This window comes from Clostridium weizhouense, from assembly GCF_019431045.1.
GTDB classification, from domain to species: Bacteria; Bacillota; Clostridia; order Clostridiales; family Clostridiaceae; genus Clostridium; species Clostridium weizhouense.
This window is the reverse complement of the sequence record NZ_JAHXPT010000006.1, coordinates 92,863-111,232: the sequence shown is the minus strand read 5'-3', so window position 1 is coordinate 111,232 and position 18,370 is coordinate 92,863. Positions and strand designations below refer to the sequence as shown.

At 26.1% G+C, this 18,370-nt stretch carries 15 protein-coding genes; 2 read left to right on the top strand and 13 right to left on the bottom strand.

Features of this window, described 5'->3' with window-relative positions; translation table 11 throughout:
- Positions 1-19 precede the first annotated feature (19 nt).
- From KYD98_RS09165 to rfbA, 10 genes are all read right to left on the bottom strand, one after another.
- Positions 20-1,468: a hypothetical protein gene (locus KYD98_RS09165; RefSeq protein ID WP_219779435.1), complete on the bottom strand. Its 1,449-nt coding sequence runs from the start codon at positions 1,466-1,468 to the stop codon at positions 20-22.
- The gene (locus KYD98_RS09160) at positions 1,468-2,397 is read right to left on the bottom strand and encodes a class I SAM-dependent methyltransferase (protein WP_219779433.1); all 930 of its coding nucleotides are present in this window, start codon (positions 2,395-2,397) and stop codon (positions 1,468-1,470) included. The genes KYD98_RS09165 and KYD98_RS09160 overlap by 1 nt, the downstream gene beginning before the upstream one ends.
- A 28-nt stretch (positions 2,398-2,425) precedes the next feature.
- Positions 2,426-3,688, bottom strand: a complete 1,263-nt coding sequence (locus KYD98_RS09155) for an ABC transporter ATP-binding protein (protein WP_219779432.1) — start codon at positions 3,686-3,688, stop codon at positions 2,426-2,428.
- 79 nt (positions 3,689-3,767) lie between these two features.
- Complete coding sequence (locus KYD98_RS09150; RefSeq protein ID WP_219779430.1) at positions 3,768-5,144, bottom strand: ABC transporter permease; 1,377 nt, start codon at positions 5,142-5,144, stop codon at positions 3,768-3,770.
- Positions 5,145-5,151: 7 nt separating this feature from the next.
- A complete protein-coding gene (rfbD, locus tag KYD98_RS09145; protein ID WP_219779428.1) occupies positions 5,152-5,994 on the bottom strand; it encodes a dTDP-4-dehydrorhamnose reductase in 843 nt (280 codons plus the stop codon).
- Positions 5,995-6,006: 12 nt separating this feature from the next.
- Entirely contained in the window at positions 6,007-6,981 is a 975-nt protein-coding gene (locus tag KYD98_RS09140; protein WP_258049711.1) for a glycosyltransferase, read from the bottom strand.
- A 219-nt stretch (positions 6,982-7,200) separates the two neighbouring features.
- Positions 7,201-8,220: a dTDP-glucose 4,6-dehydratase gene (gene rfbB / locus KYD98_RS09135; RefSeq protein ID WP_219779425.1), complete on the bottom strand. Its 1,020-nt coding sequence runs from the start codon at positions 8,218-8,220 to the stop codon at positions 7,201-7,203.
- 263 nt (positions 8,221-8,483) lie between these two features.
- Positions 8,484-9,029 (bottom strand): dTDP-4-dehydrorhamnose 3,5-epimerase, encoded by a 546-nt coding sequence (rfbC, locus tag KYD98_RS09130; RefSeq protein ID WP_219779423.1) that lies wholly within the window; start codon positions 9,027-9,029, stop codon positions 8,484-8,486.
- Positions 9,030-9,204: 175 nt separating this feature from the next.
- Positions 9,205-9,552, bottom strand: a complete 348-nt coding sequence (locus KYD98_RS09125; protein ID WP_219779421.1) for a four helix bundle protein — start codon at positions 9,550-9,552, stop codon at positions 9,205-9,207.
- Between the two features lie 164 nt (positions 9,553-9,716).
- Complete coding sequence (rfbA, locus tag KYD98_RS09120) at positions 9,717-10,595, bottom strand: glucose-1-phosphate thymidylyltransferase RfbA (RefSeq protein WP_219779419.1); 879 nt, start codon at positions 10,593-10,595, stop codon at positions 9,717-9,719.
- A 360-nt stretch (positions 10,596-10,955) separates the two neighbouring features.
- On the opposite strand from rfbA, the gene KYD98_RS09115 reads away from it, so the two are divergent.
- Positions 10,956-12,401: an undecaprenyl-phosphate glucose phosphotransferase gene (locus tag KYD98_RS09115; protein WP_219779417.1), complete on the top strand. Its 1,446-nt coding sequence runs from the start codon at positions 10,956-10,958 to the stop codon at positions 12,399-12,401.
- A gap of 260 nt (positions 12,402-12,661) precedes the next feature.
- Positions 12,662-14,491: an O-antigen ligase family protein gene (locus tag KYD98_RS09110; RefSeq protein WP_219779415.1), complete on the top strand. Its 1,830-nt coding sequence runs from the start codon at positions 12,662-12,664 to the stop codon at positions 14,489-14,491.
- A gap of 87 nt (positions 14,492-14,578) precedes the next feature.
- On the opposite strand, the gene hepT is transcribed toward KYD98_RS09110, so the two are convergent.
- The 3 genes from hepT to KYD98_RS09095 form a co-directional block, all read right to left on the bottom strand.
- Complete coding sequence (hepT, locus tag KYD98_RS09105; RefSeq protein WP_219779413.1) at positions 14,579-14,986, bottom strand: type VII toxin-antitoxin system HepT family RNase toxin; 408 nt, start codon at positions 14,984-14,986, stop codon at positions 14,579-14,581.
- The gene (gene mntA / locus KYD98_RS09100) at positions 14,976-15,368 is read right to left on the bottom strand and encodes a type VII toxin-antitoxin system MntA family adenylyltransferase antitoxin (RefSeq protein ID WP_258049710.1); all 393 of its coding nucleotides are present in this window, start codon (positions 15,366-15,368) and stop codon (positions 14,976-14,978) included. Before mntA ends, hepT begins: the two co-directional genes overlap by 11 nt.
- A gap of 468 nt (positions 15,369-15,836) precedes the next feature.
- Positions 15,837-17,507, bottom strand: a complete 1,671-nt coding sequence (locus KYD98_RS09095; RefSeq protein ID WP_219779411.1) for an N-acetylmuramoyl-L-alanine amidase family protein — start codon at positions 17,505-17,507, stop codon at positions 15,837-15,839.
- Between the last annotated feature and the right edge of the window lie 863 nt (positions 17,508-18,370).

Genomic DNA, 18,370 nt, shown 5'->3' with positions numbered 1-18,370 from the left:
TGCTTTATATCTCCTTAATTTAAACTTGTTTAATAACTTTTTTTATTAAAGATAAATTATTATATTGTTGTATTCTATCATTAACTTGTTTAAGCTTTAATTCTAATTTTTCTATTTTCTTAATATGATCATTTATTTGATTTTGTTTATCTTTTATTATTTTTTCTTTATTTTTCATTTCATTTTCTTTATCTTTTATTGTTTCTTTTTTATCTTTTATTTCATTTTCTTTATCTTTTATTTCATTTTCTTTATCTTTTATTTCATTTTCTTTACCTTTTATTTCATTTTCTTTAATTTCTATAAATTGATTTAATTCACTTACAACTTCTTTAGATATTATTTGAACTTTAAACATTAATTCTATTTTATTTGTTTCAGGTTTAATATTTAATAATAATATCTGTGGATCGTCATTATCAAACAATATAGATTTATTATTTAATTTTATTCCATTAGTATAATAATCTATACTGTATTCTTCAGTAGTATATCCTAATATTTTATCTATGATAACTATACTTTCACTATTTGCCGGATCAACTCTTAATTGTTTTATATTTGGATTTACATCTATTTTAACTACATAATCTTCATTTTCATTTAACTCTGGATAAATCTTAAATGAATTTTTTTCATTAAATCCCTCACCATAATCATAAAATATTTGAATTATATTTTTAAAGTAATTTATTTTTTGTTGTTCTAGAACTTTTGGCACATCTATATTCGCTAACGTTGTCTGACCATATAACTTATTTAATGGATAAAAATTATCTAATACATACTTTTCAAAATTAATTTCCATGTTATTGTATTGTATTATTTCATCATCCGTAATTCCTAATAATTTATATAAACCTATATTTATTAATTCTGTCCTTTTCTCTGATTCTTCTATATATATTCTTATCGCTCTGTATATAATATAATTTATTGGAATAGGAAATTTAAATGTCCATTCATAATCAATAATATTCCATTTTTTTCCTACTATAATATTATTAAAAATTAAATCAATATTATTTAAATCAGCTGCTTTTAATGAAGGTGGTAAATTAACTCTACCAAATACTCTTATAAATTCATCTGTTAACTTAAAATTTTTTTGTTCGATTCCATAACATATTTTAGATGCATATTCCTGTATTTTTTCTAATATTTTAATATATTGTTTGTTATATAGTAACTCATCTAATTCTTCTGCTAAAGTTTTTCCATATATATATTCAAATTCTAAACAGTTTTCTAGTTTACTACATTTATTTATACTTATATCAGATCCTTTATACTGATTAAATAATAAATTATAATATACATATATATTATTAATATGCTTCTGTGCTTCATCAGTAAGTGCTCTTTTTTGGACAAATTTTGTTCCAGTTGAATCTTTTAATATATCTGTCCTAATTTTAAATTGATCAGATCTTTCATTTGAATATTTAGAATATATAATGTTTTTCACTAATTCTCCCCCCTTTTCTCCAGAACAACTAAATATGAATTCGAATATACAGGAAATAGCTCTTGTTCTATAAGAGAATCATATACTTTACCCTCATTAAATAAAATCATTCGCTCAGTATCAAAATTTCGCATATTATTATTTAATTCACCTTTTTTAGGTAAATATTCATCTGAATAAATTGTTGTTGGTAGCTTATAATCAGGATATGGATAATAAAATTTATAATTATTAATCCCACTAGACTCTATAATATTTTTCAGCTCATTTTTAGAAAAAGTTTTTACTCCACCTGTATGAGAATAATTTTCTAAACTTTCGAAATATTTGCTTACATGATCTTCTTTACAACCTGCCCAATATTTTAGACCTAATCTATTTTCTATAGCGATAATAATTTTTCCATCGTCTTTTAAATGTTTGCTTATTATTTTTAAAAAATTTTCATAAGGACGTTCTGTTGAAATGTATGATTCTGCATATTCAAATACACCTATGAGTGTTATATAATCATATTTTTCTGTAATATCTTTTTCTATTTCTTCAAAATTTCCTACTAAAATTTCTATATTATCTTTGTTTTTGTTTCTATATGCATTAATAAGACTTCTTTTTTTTGATAATTCTATGCATGTAACACTTTTGGATTTATCTGCTAATGTCCCTGTAATTGCACCACATCCAGATCCTATTTCTAACACATTTTGTTTCTTATTTATAGGTAACCATTCAATAATATTTGATCTTATGTGAGACAGATGATACATTATTGCCCATTTCTTACGTTCAGCAATAATACTATTAAATTGTTTTTCCTCATAATTTTTTACAATGTCTAAAAGTTCTTCTTCAACTTCTCCATCACTGTATAAATCCACACCAGGATAATATTTATAGTTTAAAGTTATATTACATATTTTTTCATCCATATATATATACCTTTCTTAAATCCTTTAATTAGTTTATTTTTATATCTGAATTCATATCATAAAAACCTACTGAATTTTTATCTGAAATAACAGTTATATTGCACACATCATAAAGCCTATGATATACAGTAAAATTTCCATCTCTATAACCAGTACATCCTAATGATAATAGATATTCTCCACCTTGCAAATTCATTTTCTGTGTAAAAGTTATTTGCTTTTCTTTCCCTTTTTCTAATTTATTTACGTATACTTTTTCCAACATAGTATTCGTTCCTGTAATATCCGTACCTTTTAAATCCTTGATTGTAAAAGCAAAAATAGGATCTTCAATTTTTGAATTAAAAATAACTTTCATTTTAATGCTACATACTTCATTTTTAATTACATTATTAGTTATTAAACCTTTATTATCTATTATAGCAAAATCAACTATTTCAGCCATCTTATTCCCGTATTCTAATTTATTAGGATTAATATTCATTAATTTGTTCCATTTTTCAATTTTTTCTGTTTGTTGTTGTCTATCTTGATTATTCTCTTCCGCATCTTCTAATTGATTTACTAAAACCTTCTTATATATATCAATTACTTCTTTAGATTTACCTTCGCTTAATTTTTCTCCATTATTTAACAGAATTACTCTATCACAGTATTTCCCAACACTTCCAAGATCGTGACTTACAAATAAAATTGTTTTCCCTTCTCTTTTAAAATCCTCAAATTTTTTATAACATTTAGCTTGGAAAAATACATCGCCTACTGAAAGTGCTTCATCAACAATCAAAATTTCAGGTTCAATATTAATAGCTACTGCAAAAGCTAATCTTACAAACATACCACTTGAATAAGTTTTTACAGGTTGATTAATGAATTCACCTATATCTGCAAATTGTATAATGTTATTTACTTTTTGATCAATTTCATCTTTTGTAAATCCCATCATAGTTCCATTTAAATATATATTTTGTATTCCTGTATATTCTTGATTAAACCCGGCCCCTAATTCTAATAATGCAGATATTCTGCCATTTACTTCAACACTTCCTTTAGTTTGATTTAACACTCCTGTAATAATTTTTAATATAGTAGATTTTCCTGAACCATTAGTTCCAATAATACCAACTGTCTCACCTTTTTTAACTTCAAATGATACATTACTTAGTGCATAATGCTCCCTACTATATATTTTCTTTGATAAACTTAATGATTCCTTCATTCTATCTATTGGTTTATCATATAATTTATAAACTTTACTTAAATTATTCACCTTTATAGCTATATCTGACATTTATACCTCCTGCATTCAATTGCTAATTAATAATAATTAACTAGTAATTGTGAACAAAGCCTCTATTTTCTTATTAATTTTATAAAACATCTGCAAAGTGTGGTTTAAGTTTTTTAAATATTACTGCTCCTAATAGAAATAATCCCAATGCTATTATCCAAAAATATGCAGTTTGAAAATATCTTTCAAAAAACCAAACATGATTTATAAATGTATCTCTATATCCTTCTACTATATAATACATTGGATTTAATTTTACTATCCATTGATATTTTCCAGGTACTATTGTATAACTCCACATTATAGGAGTCATCCACATTCCAACTTGCAAAAATATGTTTATTATTTGTCCTAAATCTTTAAAAAATATTACTATTGCACTTGTTGCATATGATATTGCAAGCACCATAAAAAATGTACAGAATGAATAGTATATTAATTGTATAGTATATTGAGTAGGATAAAAACCATAAATTGCTCCTACTAAAAATAAGAATCCAATAAACACTAAATGTATAAATAGTGCTGAAATTATTTTTACTATTGGAAGTATACTTATTTTAAATACTACTTTTTTAACTAAATAACTATACTCTAACATACAATTTGTTGCATTAAGTAAAGCTTCTTGAAAGAAAAACCAAGGTACTAATCCAACCATAAACCATAATATGAATGGTACATCCTTTATTGGCGATCCCGCTTTCAATCCAAATTCAAATACAAACCAATAAACTAATATTGTAACTATTGGTTGAACAAAAGCCCATGTTATTCCTAAATAAGAACCTGCATATTTTGTTTTAAAATCATTCTTAGATAAATTCCATATAAGAGTTTTATTATTTTTTAGTTCTTTAAATAATTTTACAATAATTATTGATTTTTTAATAATTAGAAACATAAGCATATCTATACATATACAAATAATAAATTTCAATATTCGGTTTACTAAATTTTGATTATCATTTAAATTTGATATTAAACTTGAATCTAGTTTATAATTTATATATGAATCATTACCTATAGTTTCTATATTAAAAGAATTATTATATTCAGTTATATCTCCAATTTGATTTTGATTATTTTTATCTAAAAATTGCTTCATATCTAAGTTTATATTTTTTCCTAAATATGATATTTTTATATCTGAAATATTTATATTTGAAGGTTGATTACCTAAATCGAAGCGTAATTCTTTTATATCTTTTGGAATTGAATATTTTATAGTTTCCTCTTTATTAGCTTTAGTATAATTAACTTTTTGAGATTGTTCTTCTGTCCATGAAGTATCATATCCGTAAAATAATTGATACGTATCTGCCTTTTTAGATATTAATTTATAGCTCAAATTTACATTTCTATTATCTAAATTACAATACTTAAATACTAGTAAATTTGATATAATAACTAACAATAGTAGCATTATATATTTTATATACTTTTTTTTACTCATATTAAACTTATCCTCTTAATTCTGTTAAATATCTTTTCAAAGCATCTTCCCACTTAGGCAATAAATTAAATCCACCATCTACAAGACTCTTTTTAGAAAGTCTAGAATTTAAAGGTCTAACTGCCTTTGTTGGATATTCGCTTGTTGGAATAGGATTGATTTTACAATTTAATCCTTCCATTTTCATAATTTCTTTTGCAAATTCTGCCCACGAACATGTTCCTTCATTAGTTGCATGATATACTCCATACTTTTCTGATGCAACTATATCACATAAAACTGGTGCTAAATCTGCTGTGTAAGTTGGACTACCAATTTGATCACATACTACATTTAAACTTTCTTTTTCTGCTCCTAATCTAATCATTGTTTTAATAAAGTTATTTCCATTAATACCAAATACCCATGAAATTCTAACTATAAAATACTTATCTGAAATTTCTTTTACTTTTAATTCACCTTGATATTTAGTTTTTCCGTAAACTGATAATGGATTGATATTACCCTCTACCTCAAATGGTTCCTCTCCTAATCCATCAAATACATAATCAGTAGATATGTAAACCATCTTTGCATCTATTTTTTTACATGCCTTTGCTATATTTTCTGTTCCATATACATTCACTTTATTACAAACTTCTTCTTCATCTTCTGCTCTATCAACTGCTGTATATGCAGCACAATGTATAACACATTTTGGCTTTAAATTTAAAATATATTCATTAACAGCATTCGTATCTGTTATATCTAAATCTTTTATGTCTATTCCTAAACATTCAATATTTCTTATTTTTAATTCTTTTACTACATCATATCCTAGTTGACCATTTACTCCAGTAACTAAAATCATATTTTTCCTCCTTTATAGTAACCCCTTTTTAGTCATCTTAATAATATATTTAAATATATTATTAGGTATAAAAGGTAAAAAAGTTTCTACTAATATAGAAATTTTATGAAACTTTCTATATTTTATCATTATATTTAAATCTTTAAGTGATGGTTTAATAGAATATCTCTTTCTTGCTTCAATCCATTTTAAACAATCACTTATATACTCTAATAATTCATCTCTATATGCTAATCTTTTTTTTAACGACTTATAACGTTTTAAAAAAGCATCTATTCTCATTTTATAATATGTTTGTTTATCATAAACACCTGTTAATATTCCTGTTTGATTAAAACTATGCTGTCTATATCTAACTAGGGACTTATTTATAAATTCTATTTTTCCTTCTATAGCAGCTATAATTGCAATCCATTGATCATGAATTAATGTTGTTTCAAATGGTATAGCTTTTTTAGCAATATCTTTTTTAACCATCATTGCACATCCTGTTACAAAGTTAACCATTAATAAATCTTTAGCTAAGTTATAACCTTTTTTATAAACAATTCTTTTTCGTATATCAGTTAAACTATTAGCTATCTTTTTATCATTTTCATCAATTATAGAAAGATCGCTACATGCAAGTGTAATTTCTTTACCTATGAATTTTTCTATCATTAACGATATTTTATTTGTTTCCCATATATCATCTTGATCACAATAAGCAAAAAATTCTCCTTCACCAACTTTAGTAAGATATTCAAAAGCCTTATTAGAACCTTGATTTTTTTTACCTCGAATTAAAGTATACGAAAAATTTGTAATATATTTTTTAAATAATTCTTCATCTACAGGGAATTCAGGACAATCATCATAAATTAATAATTCTAAATTACCATAAGTTTGATTATTTAATGAAATTAATTGCTTTATAAGCCACTCTTTATTTGGTTTATAAATGGCTAAAAGTATACTTACTAATGGTAAAGTATCATAAATATTCATTTTATTTAATTTATAATCCTCTTTTTTAACCATATTGTTCAATTGACAATGGACAATGGACAATAGACAATTTCGGATGAAATTCTTTTAGAATTTCTAAAATTATATAATACATTTGAAAAATCACATAGTGATTTTATCCTTCATTGTCAATTGTCAATCGTCAACTGTCCATTCTCCTTATTTATTTTCAAAAAATTATTAATTGTACTTTATAAACTATCTATTTGTGTACATTTTCTCATAGTAATTTGCATATTCACCACTTAAAATATTTTCCCACCAAGTTTTATTATCTAAGTACCATTTTATAGTCTTTTTAATTCCTTCATCAAACCCAGTTGTAGGAAGCCATCCTAGCTCATTATGAATCTTAGTTGGATCTATTGCATATCTCATATCATGACCTTTTCTATCTCCTACAAATTTAATTAAATCCTCAGATTTTCCAAGTTCATGAATTATAGTTTTAACTACACCTAAATTAGTTCTTTCATTATGTCCACCAATATTATAAACTTCTCCTATAGTTCCTTTATGGATTATTAAATCAATTGCACTACAATGATCTTCTACATATAACCAATCTCTAACATTTTCACCAGTTCCATATACAGGCAATTCCTTATCATTTAAAGCATTAGCTATCATTAATGGAATTAACTTTTCTGGGAAATGATATGGACCATAATTATTAGAACATCTTGAAATTGTAGTTGGTAGTCCATAAGTTCTATTATACGCTCCAACCAAAAGATCAGCTGATGCCTTACTTGCTGAATATGGGCTTGAAGTATGAAGTGGAGTTTTTTCTGTAAAGAAAAGATCTGGTCTATCTAAAGGTAAATCTCCATAAACTTCATCTGTAGACACTTGATGATATCTTTTAATTCCATATTTTCTACAAGCATCAAGTAAAATTTGAGTTCCAATAACATTAGTCTTTAAGAATATTCCTGGATCTTCAATAGAACGATCAACATGACTTTCTGCTGCAAAATTTACTATTATATCTGGTTTTTCTGTTTCAAACATATTATAAACAGCATCTCTATCAGCTATATCTATTTTATAAAAACTAAAATTAGAATTATCTTTAACCCCCTTTAAAGTTTCCATATTTCCTGCATAAGTTAAAGCATCAACACAAATTATTTTATAATCATTATATTTATTAAGCATATAGTGAACAAAATTTCCACCTATAAATCCTGCTCCACCAGTTACTACTATCTTCATTCGATACACTCCTTTTTTCAATGAACAACTTATTTAATTGACAATGGACGATTGACGATGGACAATGGACGATTTTAGATAAAATTCCTAATGGAATTTCTAATGAAAATATATATTTTTAAGAAAAGCCGCAGGCTTTTCATCCTTAATTGTCAATTGTCCCGTATCAATTGTCCCGTGTCAATTGTCAATTATTGTCCCCTGTCAATTGCCAATTAATGATGCATTGTTCATAATTTCTTATGAATTACACATTAAGTATACTAATATATAAAACTACAATCGCTATCCTTAAGAAATGGTGCTTTTTTATCCTTTTCTGAAATTATTGGGTTTTCTATTCCCCATTCAACACCTATTTCTGGATCATCAAATTTAATACTTCTATCACTTTCATGATTATAATAATTATCTGTTTTATATACAAACTCTACATCATCTGTTAAAGTTAAAAATCCATGTCCAAATCCTCTTGGAATAAATAATTGTTTCTTATTTTCTGCCGAAAGTTCTACTGCTACCCATTCTTTATATGTAGGAGAACCCTTTCTCAAATCAACAGCTACATCCAAAACTGCACCTCTAACACATCTTACTAATTTAGCTTGTGCATGCTCTCCATTTTGAAAATGTATTCCTCTTAAAATTCCCTTTTCCTTTGAATATGATTGATTATCTTGAACAAAATCACAAGCAATTTCTGGTGTTTTAATCTTAGAATAAGTTTCCATAAACCATCCTCTTTCATCTCCAAAAACCTTTGGCTCTACTATATAAACACCTTCTAATTTAGTTTTAATTAAATCCATTATTTTAAAACACCCCTCTTTACAATTGACAATGGACAATTGACAATGCACGATTGACGATTGACGATTGACAATTTGAGATGAAATTCCTAACGGAATTTCTGAAAATATATTTTTTAAGAAAAGCCGCAGGCTTTTCATCCTCAATTGTCAATTATTTACCCATTGTCCATCGTCAATTACTACTATTTCTAACTATACTATTTAATATTCTACATATTTCTTTACAATCTTGTAACAAAGATTTCATTTCATTTTTACATAATATATCACTTAATAACATAAGTTCTAACCAATGTTCTGTTTCATCTGCTTCTTTCAATGCAATACTAATTTTATTTCTAAAATCTGCCTTACTAATTGCATTTATAGATTCTTTTACATTAGCACCTATACTTGTTCCTGAACGAAGTAATTGCTTTGATAATACAAATTCTTTTTTATTATTAACTAAATATCTATAAATTTCTATTATTTTTAATGCAAAACTAAAGCATTTATCAACTATTATATTTTCCTTCATAACATCCTCTTAAATCTCAGATATTATGAGTCTTGACACTTATTAAATTAACAATTCTAAATTAGCATCTGAATTTGTGAAAACAAATTTAATGCAATATATACAATCAAAAACTACTTAGTAGTTTTGTCCTTCATTGTCAATTGTCCTCTGTTAACTGTCAATTAATATATAATTTTTCCTTCAGCTACATTTTTTAAATGTTCACCATATGGACTTTTTCCATATTGCTCTGCACTTTGAAGTAAAGTTTCTTTATCAATCCAACCATTTTTATAAGAAATCTCTTCTAAACATGCTATTTTAAGTCCTTGTCTAGTTTCAATTACTTTTACATATTCAGTCGCTTCTGTTAAGCTATCAACTGTTCCTGTATCAAGCCATCCATATCCTCTGCCTAGAGTTATTACATCAAGTTTACCTTCTTCAAGATAAATTCTATTTAAATCAGTAATCTCTAACTCTCCACGAAGAGATGGTTTTAATTTTTTTGCATATTCACAAACTTTATTATCATAGAAATAAAGTCCTGTAACTGCGTAATTAGATTTTGGTGCCTTTGGTTTTTCTTCTAAAGAAATAGCTCTACCATTTTCATCAAATTCTACTACACCAAAACGTTCTGGATCATCTACATAATATCCAAAAACTGTTGCACGCTCTTCATTTTGTACTGCTTTTTTAAGATGAGCTGTTAATCCATTTCCATGGAATATATTATCTCCAAGTATCATTGCACAGCTATCATTTCCTATAAATTCTTCTCCTAATATAAAAGCCTGTGCTAATCCATCCGGAGATGGTTGAACTTTATAAGATAAATTTATTCCATATCTTGATCCATCTCCTAATAACTTTTCAAAATTAGGTAAATCCTTAGGAGTTGAAATTATTAATATTTCCTTTATTCCAGCTAACATTAAAGTTGATAGTGGATAATAAATCATAGGTTTATCGTATACTGGTAAAAGTTGTTTAGATGTTACCATTGTTAATGGATAAAGTCTTGTTCCACTTCCACCTGCTAATATTATACCCTTCATAAAAATCCTCATTTCTTTAAAATTTCATATTTTTAATCATTATTCTCTTTATTTTACCATATAGCACTAAATAAATAAATGTAAGTTACAATAATTTTCCTTTGTCATTTCTTCCCTACACTAGATTTCATCTCACATTGCAAATTTATGTATATAATGATATTATCAACTTAAATAATTAGAATAATGTATAAGTTCTAATAAAGTTTGTTCATTAATATAAAATTTAAACTATTTATAGATGTGATAACTTATTAGAACATATAATTTGAGTAAAAAAGATAATTTCTTGTTACTTTTTAAATATTTATATTGTACATGTAGTCACATATAAATAATATAATGTAAAGGAGAACATTTATGATAAAAGAAAATCAAAATTTATTAAATAAAATTAATGCTTTTTCAGATATTTTAATTTTATTTATATCAATGATATTAGCATATTTAATTCGTTTTTATCTATTTTCACCTGATACTGAATATATTAGGTTAATTAAATATATACAATTTACTATTATTATTGTTCCAATAAATTTAATAATATATAACTTTTTTAATTTATATCATTCATTTAGAACAACAGCTTTTAAAAAAGAATTTATTCAAGTAATTAAAGCAAATACTATTTTAACTGCATTATTATTATCTTCATTATTTGTTTTTAAATTAGTTGATATATCTAGATGGGTTGTTGTTATATTCTACTTTGTAAATATGGTTTTAGTTTTATCTAAAAGATTAATATTAAGAAAAACTCTATCAAAGATGCGTTCAAATGGTATAAATTTAAAACATGTAATAATTATAGGTGCTGGTGAAGTTGCAAGTGAATATTTAAAGGTAATTAAATACAATAAAAGCTTTGGTTATAGCTATGCTGGATATGTAGCAAATTCTTCAAACTTTGAAGGGGACAAGCTTGGAAACTATACTGATTTATTTGATGTTTTAAGTAAATATAATGTAGATGAAGTAGTTTGTGCACTTGATATTGAAGATGCTAAATATTTAGAAAATATTGTTTCTGCTTGTGAAAAAAGTGGTACTAAGATTTCAATAATACCTTTTTGTTATAAATATATCCCTAGTAAACCATATATAGATCAAATAGGAAGTATTCCTCTTATTAATATTAGAAGAGTTCCTCTTGATAACTTTGGAAATGCTTTTATGAAAAGAATTTTAGATATAATAGGTTCTTTATTCTTGATTACATTGACAAGCCCTATAATGATAGTTACTTCATTGATAATAAAATGTACTTCTAAAGGTCCTATAATATTTAAACAACCTCGTGTTGGATTAAATAAAAACATATTTACAATGTACAAGTTTAGATCTATGAAGGTTAATTCTGAGGAACAAACAGGTTGGAGTACAAATAATGATCCTAGAAAAACTAGATTTGGTTCTTTAATTCGTAAATTCTCTATAGATGAATTACCTCAATTTTTTAATGTATTAAAAGGTGATATGAGTTTAGTTGGTCCAAGACCGGAACTTCCTCATTTTGTTGATGAATTCAAAAATGAAATACCTCTTTATATGGTAAAGCATCAAGTAAAACCTGGAATAACTGGACTAGCTCAAATAAATGGATATAGAGGCGATACTTCTATTAAAAAGAGAATTGAATATGATATACATTATATTGAAAATTGGGACATCCTTATGGATATAGGAATCTTGTTTAAAACGGCTTTTAAAGGATTTAAAAATAATGAAAAATTAGTAATCAAAATTCAAGAAAAACCAATAATTCAAAATAATACAAATGTACAACAAAATAAAATTAATGTATAAAAGGTTGTACTACAGAAATTTATATATTGTTCTGTAGTACAACCTTCCTTTTATAATTTTTTCTAGTTCTATCACTTTAAATAAACCTATATTATTCAGCATATTCAAGAATTTCTCGTATTCCTTGAATCTTCTCTATCGTTAATCCTGTTATAGAACTTATCATTTCTAGTTTCTTGCAACACTCCCTTGTACAATGTTATAATATTTTATATTTGTATAGTAACTTACAAAAATAAAATATATAGGATGTGTGAACATTGGAAAAAAAGAAAAATATTTATGAAGAGAATTCTTTAGGCTTTTTTCTTCCCATTTCATTTATACTCTTAATTATTCCTTTAATTGTTCGTATGAAACTTGTGAAAGTTGATTCATTTGCTTCTGATGTATTAGGTTCAGCAACACAAAGTGATTTATTTTCACAAAACAAAGCTTTTTGGTTAATGCTTTTTTGTATTGTATTAATTATAATTGCAGCTATATCTTTTAGAAAAATATTTAGAAAAACTGATAAAATCGTTACTTCTATTGTAATTTTAACAGGAGTATTTTTAATTTTAACTTTACTTTCTGCAATATTTTCTGATTATAAGCAAGCTGCATTTCGGGGAGTATTTGATAGAGCTGAAGGATTTATTACAATTGCTTGTTATATTACATTGTTTATTTACTCACTTTATACGTTTAAAACAACAAAAAATTATAAATATATGATTATTCCTATTCTTATTGTTATTTTAATCAATGCTTTTTTAGGAGTTTTTCAATATATAGGTAAAGATTTAATAAATTCTAAGTTAGGTGTATCTTTAGTTGTTCCTAGTGAATACAATGTTAAACCTGGTGAACTTAATTTACTTTTTGAAAAAGGTAAATTATATGGTACTTTATTTCACTATAACTATGTTGGTAGTTTAGTTGGAATTGTGTTACCTATATTATTTTCTTTAACAATATTTGAGAAAAATATTAAACATAAAATAGTATTAGGAATTGGAACTCTACTTTCATTATGGTTATTATTCGGAAGTACATCCCGTGCTGGTATTATTGGCATCACTGTAGCTACTATATTTGGAGTTATAATTTTCGGAAAAATAATTTTCAAAAGATGGAAACCTCTATTAATTGGTGTTTGTGCTTTAGCTATTGTTATTGTTGGACTTAACTTTGTAACTAAAGGTTCTATATTTGAAAGAATTCCAACTTTAGTGTCAGATGCTTTTAGTGTATTTAAAGATACTAGTGATTTTGATTACACAGAGCATGTTCCTATTAAGGATATAAAACACGCTAATAAAGGTGTAGAAATTCTATTACCTAATGATACATTAAAAGTAGTTGCTCAAAATGGAGCTTATAAATTTACAAATTCAAATAATGAAGAGATAGAATATGTAAGAGATAAAAATTTATTATCAACTCAAGCTGAAGGATTCAAAAATATTTCATTTAGTTTTGGAAAACTTAGAGATAAATCTACTAGAGCAGATGGGCTTGTATTAAATGTTGATGGAAATCCTACATTTATGTTTGAATTAAAACCTGATAATAGTCTTCATTTAGTAGATGCAAATAGTTATATAAACACTGAAGTAACCTTCCCTGAATCAATTGGTTTTAAAGGAAAAGAACAACTTGGATCTGCAAGAGGATATATTTGGTCAAGATCATTACCTTTATTAAAAGATAATATTTTATTAGGTAAAGGCCCTGACAGTTTTATATATCAATTTCCACAAACTGATTTTATAGGAAAATACTATGCTTATGGTACTCCTAATATGCTTATTGATAAACCACATAACATATATTTACAAACAGCATTAAATGAGGGAGTAATTGCTTTATTAGTATTCTTAGCTATTATGATTATTTACATCGTTGATAGTATGAAATTATATGCTTTAAAGAAAGAATACAATAAGCAACAAATCTTAGGTGGGGTAACTTGTCTAGGCGTTATTGGATATCTATTTGCAGGAATATTTAATGACTCAGTTGTAAGCGTTGCTCCTGTATTCTGGATTGTTCTAGGAGTTGGTGTTGCACTTAACTTTATTAATAGAGAAGAACTTAAAAATTAAATTTTCTTTTAAAGTATAATCAATATATAAGATTAACTTAAATAGACCTTTGGTGAGTATACCCAAGGTCTATTTTTATATATTTAATTATAATAATTTATTTATGCAGTAAATATATTCTCCAAAATCTTTTATATGATTTTCAATTATAGATTGAACGATTTTCATACTTATTGCTTTATAATCATGAACTGCAATATTTCTAAAACCCACCATAGATTTCATCTTTTTAGTTAATTCATCATCTATTATATTATTTTTATTAAGCACCTCAAAAGAATCCATACTATTTTGAGGAATTCCCAATTCCTTTTCTGATACAATGTGCATTGCTAAATCTATAGACGCTTCACATGCTCTTTGTATATTTAATATTATAGAATCTTGTTTTGTATAATCATTTAAATTTTCTGGATTGTAATCATATACTTCATTAATTCTATTTAAACATCTTTCAATAGTTTCAATCTTATTATAAATCACATCATTTCCCATATACTCTTCCCCTTTCTTTTATTTTCTTTAAAATGACTTCACGCTCTTCATTAAGCATTGCATAAGACTTAAGAGCTCTCATTTCAAAAAACATTCTTTTTGTATCATCACTACAATATATTCTCTTTCCTGTGCCTATTACTTGAGCTTTAAATACTGTAGATGATGTATTTAAATTTATCAAATCTACTTCTCTTTTAAAAATATCTGCTAATTCTTGAGCTTTTATAAAACATTCATAAGAATCTACATCTTTCTCTGTTAAAAATGCAATATCAATATCACTGTCATCTCTCAAGGTCCCTTTAGCTGCTGAACCAAATAAGGCACATGAAAATAAATAACAGGTCCAAAGTTGCAATGGATATTTTTCATCAGGCAAGGAGATTAATTGTCCTCATAGCATGCCTATTAGGTCAATTTAACGACGCAGCATGATGGAAAATAGGCTAGCAAATGGACTTGTTATTTTTTGATTGTGCCTAATATTGCAATAGGATTAAATTCTTCTTTTAATATTTCAATAGCTTTATCTAATTGAATCTCCAAAATTAATCCCTCCTTAATAAATATTCTTATCATAATTATATATTATAACCAATTTAATGTGAACAACTACACCACGTTTTAATTGACAATTGACAGTTGACAATGAACAATTAATTGTTGAAAGCCACAGGCTTTCTAAAAATATATATTTAGAAATCACTTTGTGATTTCATCCTAAATTGATAATTGTCCATTGTTCATTGTCAATTAAAAAAGGACCCCCTTAAAAGGGAGTCCCTAATTAATTGATGCTTGTACTAAAAGTACATTACAATTATTATACTAATTAACTTTTATCAGACTATCTGATCCAAGCTCCATTAGCTCCTAAAGTGTAACCATCAACAACTGTGTTAGCTTGCATAGCTCCTGAAGCATTGCAGAAGTACCAAGTTCCGTTGTCGTTGATCCATCCAGTTTGCATAGCACCTGAAGCGTTTAAGAAGTACCAAGTACCATTTACGTTAGCCCATCCAGTTAACATAGCACCTGAAGCGTTAGTGTAGTACCAAGTTCCGTTGTTGTTGATCCAACCAGTTTGCATTACACCTTCAGCGTTTAAGTAGTACCAAGTACCGTTTAAGTTTAACCAAGCAGTAGCTTTAGTTCCATCTTCTTTAACATAAGTCCAAGTTCCATCAGCAGCTTGTACCCATCCTTTAGTTACTTCAACTGGTTTTTCAGTTTCTTCTTCTTTGTTTCCGATTACTGAATAAACTTCATCATCTTCATTCCAAAGAACCATGTTATCTTTGTTGTAAACTGACATTTTTTCCATTGATCCGTCTACTTTATAAACTTTATCCCAATCTTCTTTATTATCGAATTTGTAAACAAATCCTGATTTTAATATCCAAAGATTTCCTTCAGCATCAACTTCGAAAGCTTTAACATCATCTTCTTGATCAGCTTCATTTTCATTTAAGTAGTAGTATCCTTTAGATGTTTTTAATTCTAAAGATCTAACATCTACTTTGTCACCAGATTCATCATAAGTATATGCAAGAATCTTTCCATCAACTACTGAATAAGTTGTTTCAGTTAAAGTCATTGCTGCTCCATCTTCATCTGCTACAGCGTAGTTAGTTACTGTTTTAGCATATTTAGCTCCATCTATATCATCTGAAGCTTGAGCTTTAGATATTTTTTGAATTACTTTGAATTCTACTGTTGATGTTGCTGTAGCAACAGCTTTACCATTGATTTCTTTTATTGTATCAGTTCCAGCAGTTATTTCTATAGTTGCTTTTCTGTATATGTTGTTTTTATCTTGTCCAATTACATCTGCAGCTGTTATTTTAGCTCCAACTTCTTGTCCAGCTCCAACACCATCTTCTTTATCTTCAGTGTTCTTTAAAGTAACTGTTTTAGCAGATGTTCCTGTAGTAACTTCAACTTTTATTTTTCCTAAGTTGTAGTCTGCATCTATGTAGTTACCTTTAGCATCTGAATAAACGTTCTTTCCGTCATACTTAGCTTCATACCAAGTTTCTCCGAATTTTGAACCTTCCATTTTTTCTAATTTTGGAAGATCTTTTGCAGTTGCATCAGTGTATCTGTCATCATTATCTTTTTTAACTTTGTTTCTTAATGCTACAGAAGCATCATCCATATTATCTTCAGCTACGCTATCATCTGTAACTTTACCATTTGTTAAATCAACATAGTAATCATCTGTATCAACAGTAGCATATTTTTCTCCGTATATTGAGAAGTCTGATCCTGTATCAACATCTTCTAATTCAGTGTATTTTCCATTGTTTAAGAAGTATACTGCATCAGTATCTCCATCTTTAACATTACCATCTATAACGAAAGCGCCATTCTTGTATGCTACTGCGCTATAAACAGTACCATCTTTAGATTCTATTCTTTTATAATCTGCAGCGTTAACACCAGTTGCTGGAACTAATGAAACTACAGCAGCAGCAGCTACTAATAAAGCTGTCATCTTGTTTGCTCTTTTAAACATATTGAAATTCCTCCTAAGTTTTATAAGTATACTATAAATAATACCATCATTGCCTAAAATGTAAAAGTCAGATTTTGTTATTTATGGTCAAAAAAAGTGTAAAAACACTATTTTTTTAAAATTTTTTTTTATTTTTTATTTTAAAATCCTATTTTTATTCTTTTTTTGGTTATTTTATATTTATTTTCCATTCAATAATTAAACTTTTAATAAAAAATTTAGTATATATATAATTTTTTTCCTTGTATTATTATTTAATTAATTACATTTTTTTCATAATATTCTCTTGTATTTTTTTGAAAATATGTATGTTGATTTTTTATAAATTATTCTGTTAATCACCTCTTAATCAATAGTTTAGAATATTTTTATAATTTTATTACTGGAATAAGTTAAAATTTAACTTTTCATTTATACTTTTATCAAACATAAATTTATTATATAATAGTAATTTAAGGCCAAAAAAACCACCTCACACAATCCTAAAATTGTTTGAAATGGTTTTTTATATATAATATTACTTATTTAAAGTATTTAAACTTATACTTTAACTAGTTTTCTTAAAGTTAATATCTATAAATTTACTTTATTATTACTTCAGTCTGGAGAACTGGAATATGTTTTAAACCAAAAGTAAATCTTATATTTTGTTTCGCTGGTATATAATACAATCATATTAATTATATTTAGGTCCTTTTTTCATCCTTCTTTATATTTTTTATTTTTTAACAATTATTTACACTAAATATTTATCTATGTTAATACAAAAAAATACTACCTTAAAAATTCATACATCTCTATCTCTGTACTACAATATTAATCCCAGCTTAAAATATAGATATAAAAAAAGTAGATATATTTAC

What these genes read in the sequence shown, in the direction of transcription:
- KYD98_RS09160 (WP_219779433.1), bottom strand. Translation starts at nt 2,397, where the DNA reads ATGGATGAAAAAATATGTAATATAACTTTAAACTATAAATATTATCCT.
- KYD98_RS09155 (WP_219779432.1), bottom strand. Translation starts at nt 3,688, where the DNA reads ATGTCAGATATAGCTATAAAGGTGAATAATTTAAGTAAAGTTTATAAA.
- KYD98_RS09150 (WP_219779430.1), bottom strand. Translation starts at nt 5,144, where the DNA reads ATGAGTAAAAAAAAGTATATAAAATATATAATGCTACTATTGTTAGTT.
- rfbD (WP_219779428.1), bottom strand. Translation starts at nt 5,994, where the DNA reads ATGATTTTAGTTACTGGAGTAAATGGTCAACTAGGATATGATGTAGTA.
- KYD98_RS09140 (WP_258049711.1), bottom strand. Translation starts at nt 6,981, where the DNA reads ATGAATATTTATGATACTTTACCATTAGTAAGTATACTTTTAGCCATT.
- rfbB (WP_219779425.1), bottom strand. Translation starts at nt 8,220, where the DNA reads ATGAAGATAGTAGTAACTGGTGGAGCAGGATTTATAGGTGGAAATTTT.
- rfbC (WP_219779423.1), bottom strand. Translation starts at nt 9,029, where the DNA reads ATGGATTTAATTAAAACTAAATTAGAAGGTGTTTATATAGTAGAGCCA.
- KYD98_RS09125 (WP_219779421.1), bottom strand. Translation starts at nt 9,552, where the DNA reads ATGAAGGAAAATATAATAGTTGATAAATGCTTTAGTTTTGCATTAAAA.
- rfbA (WP_219779419.1), bottom strand. Translation starts at nt 10,595, where the DNA reads ATGAAGGGTATAATATTAGCAGGTGGAAGTGGAACAAGACTTTATCCA.
- KYD98_RS09115 (WP_219779417.1), top strand. Translation starts at nt 10,956, where the DNA reads ATGATAAAAGAAAATCAAAATTTATTAAATAAAATTAATGCTTTTTCA.
- hepT (WP_219779413.1), bottom strand. Translation starts at nt 14,986, where the DNA reads ATGGGAAATGATGTGATTTATAATAAGATTGAAACTATTGAAAGATGT.
- KYD98_RS09095 (WP_219779411.1), bottom strand. Translation starts at nt 17,507, where the DNA reads ATGTTTAAAAGAGCAAACAAGATGACAGCTTTATTAGTAGCTGCTGCT.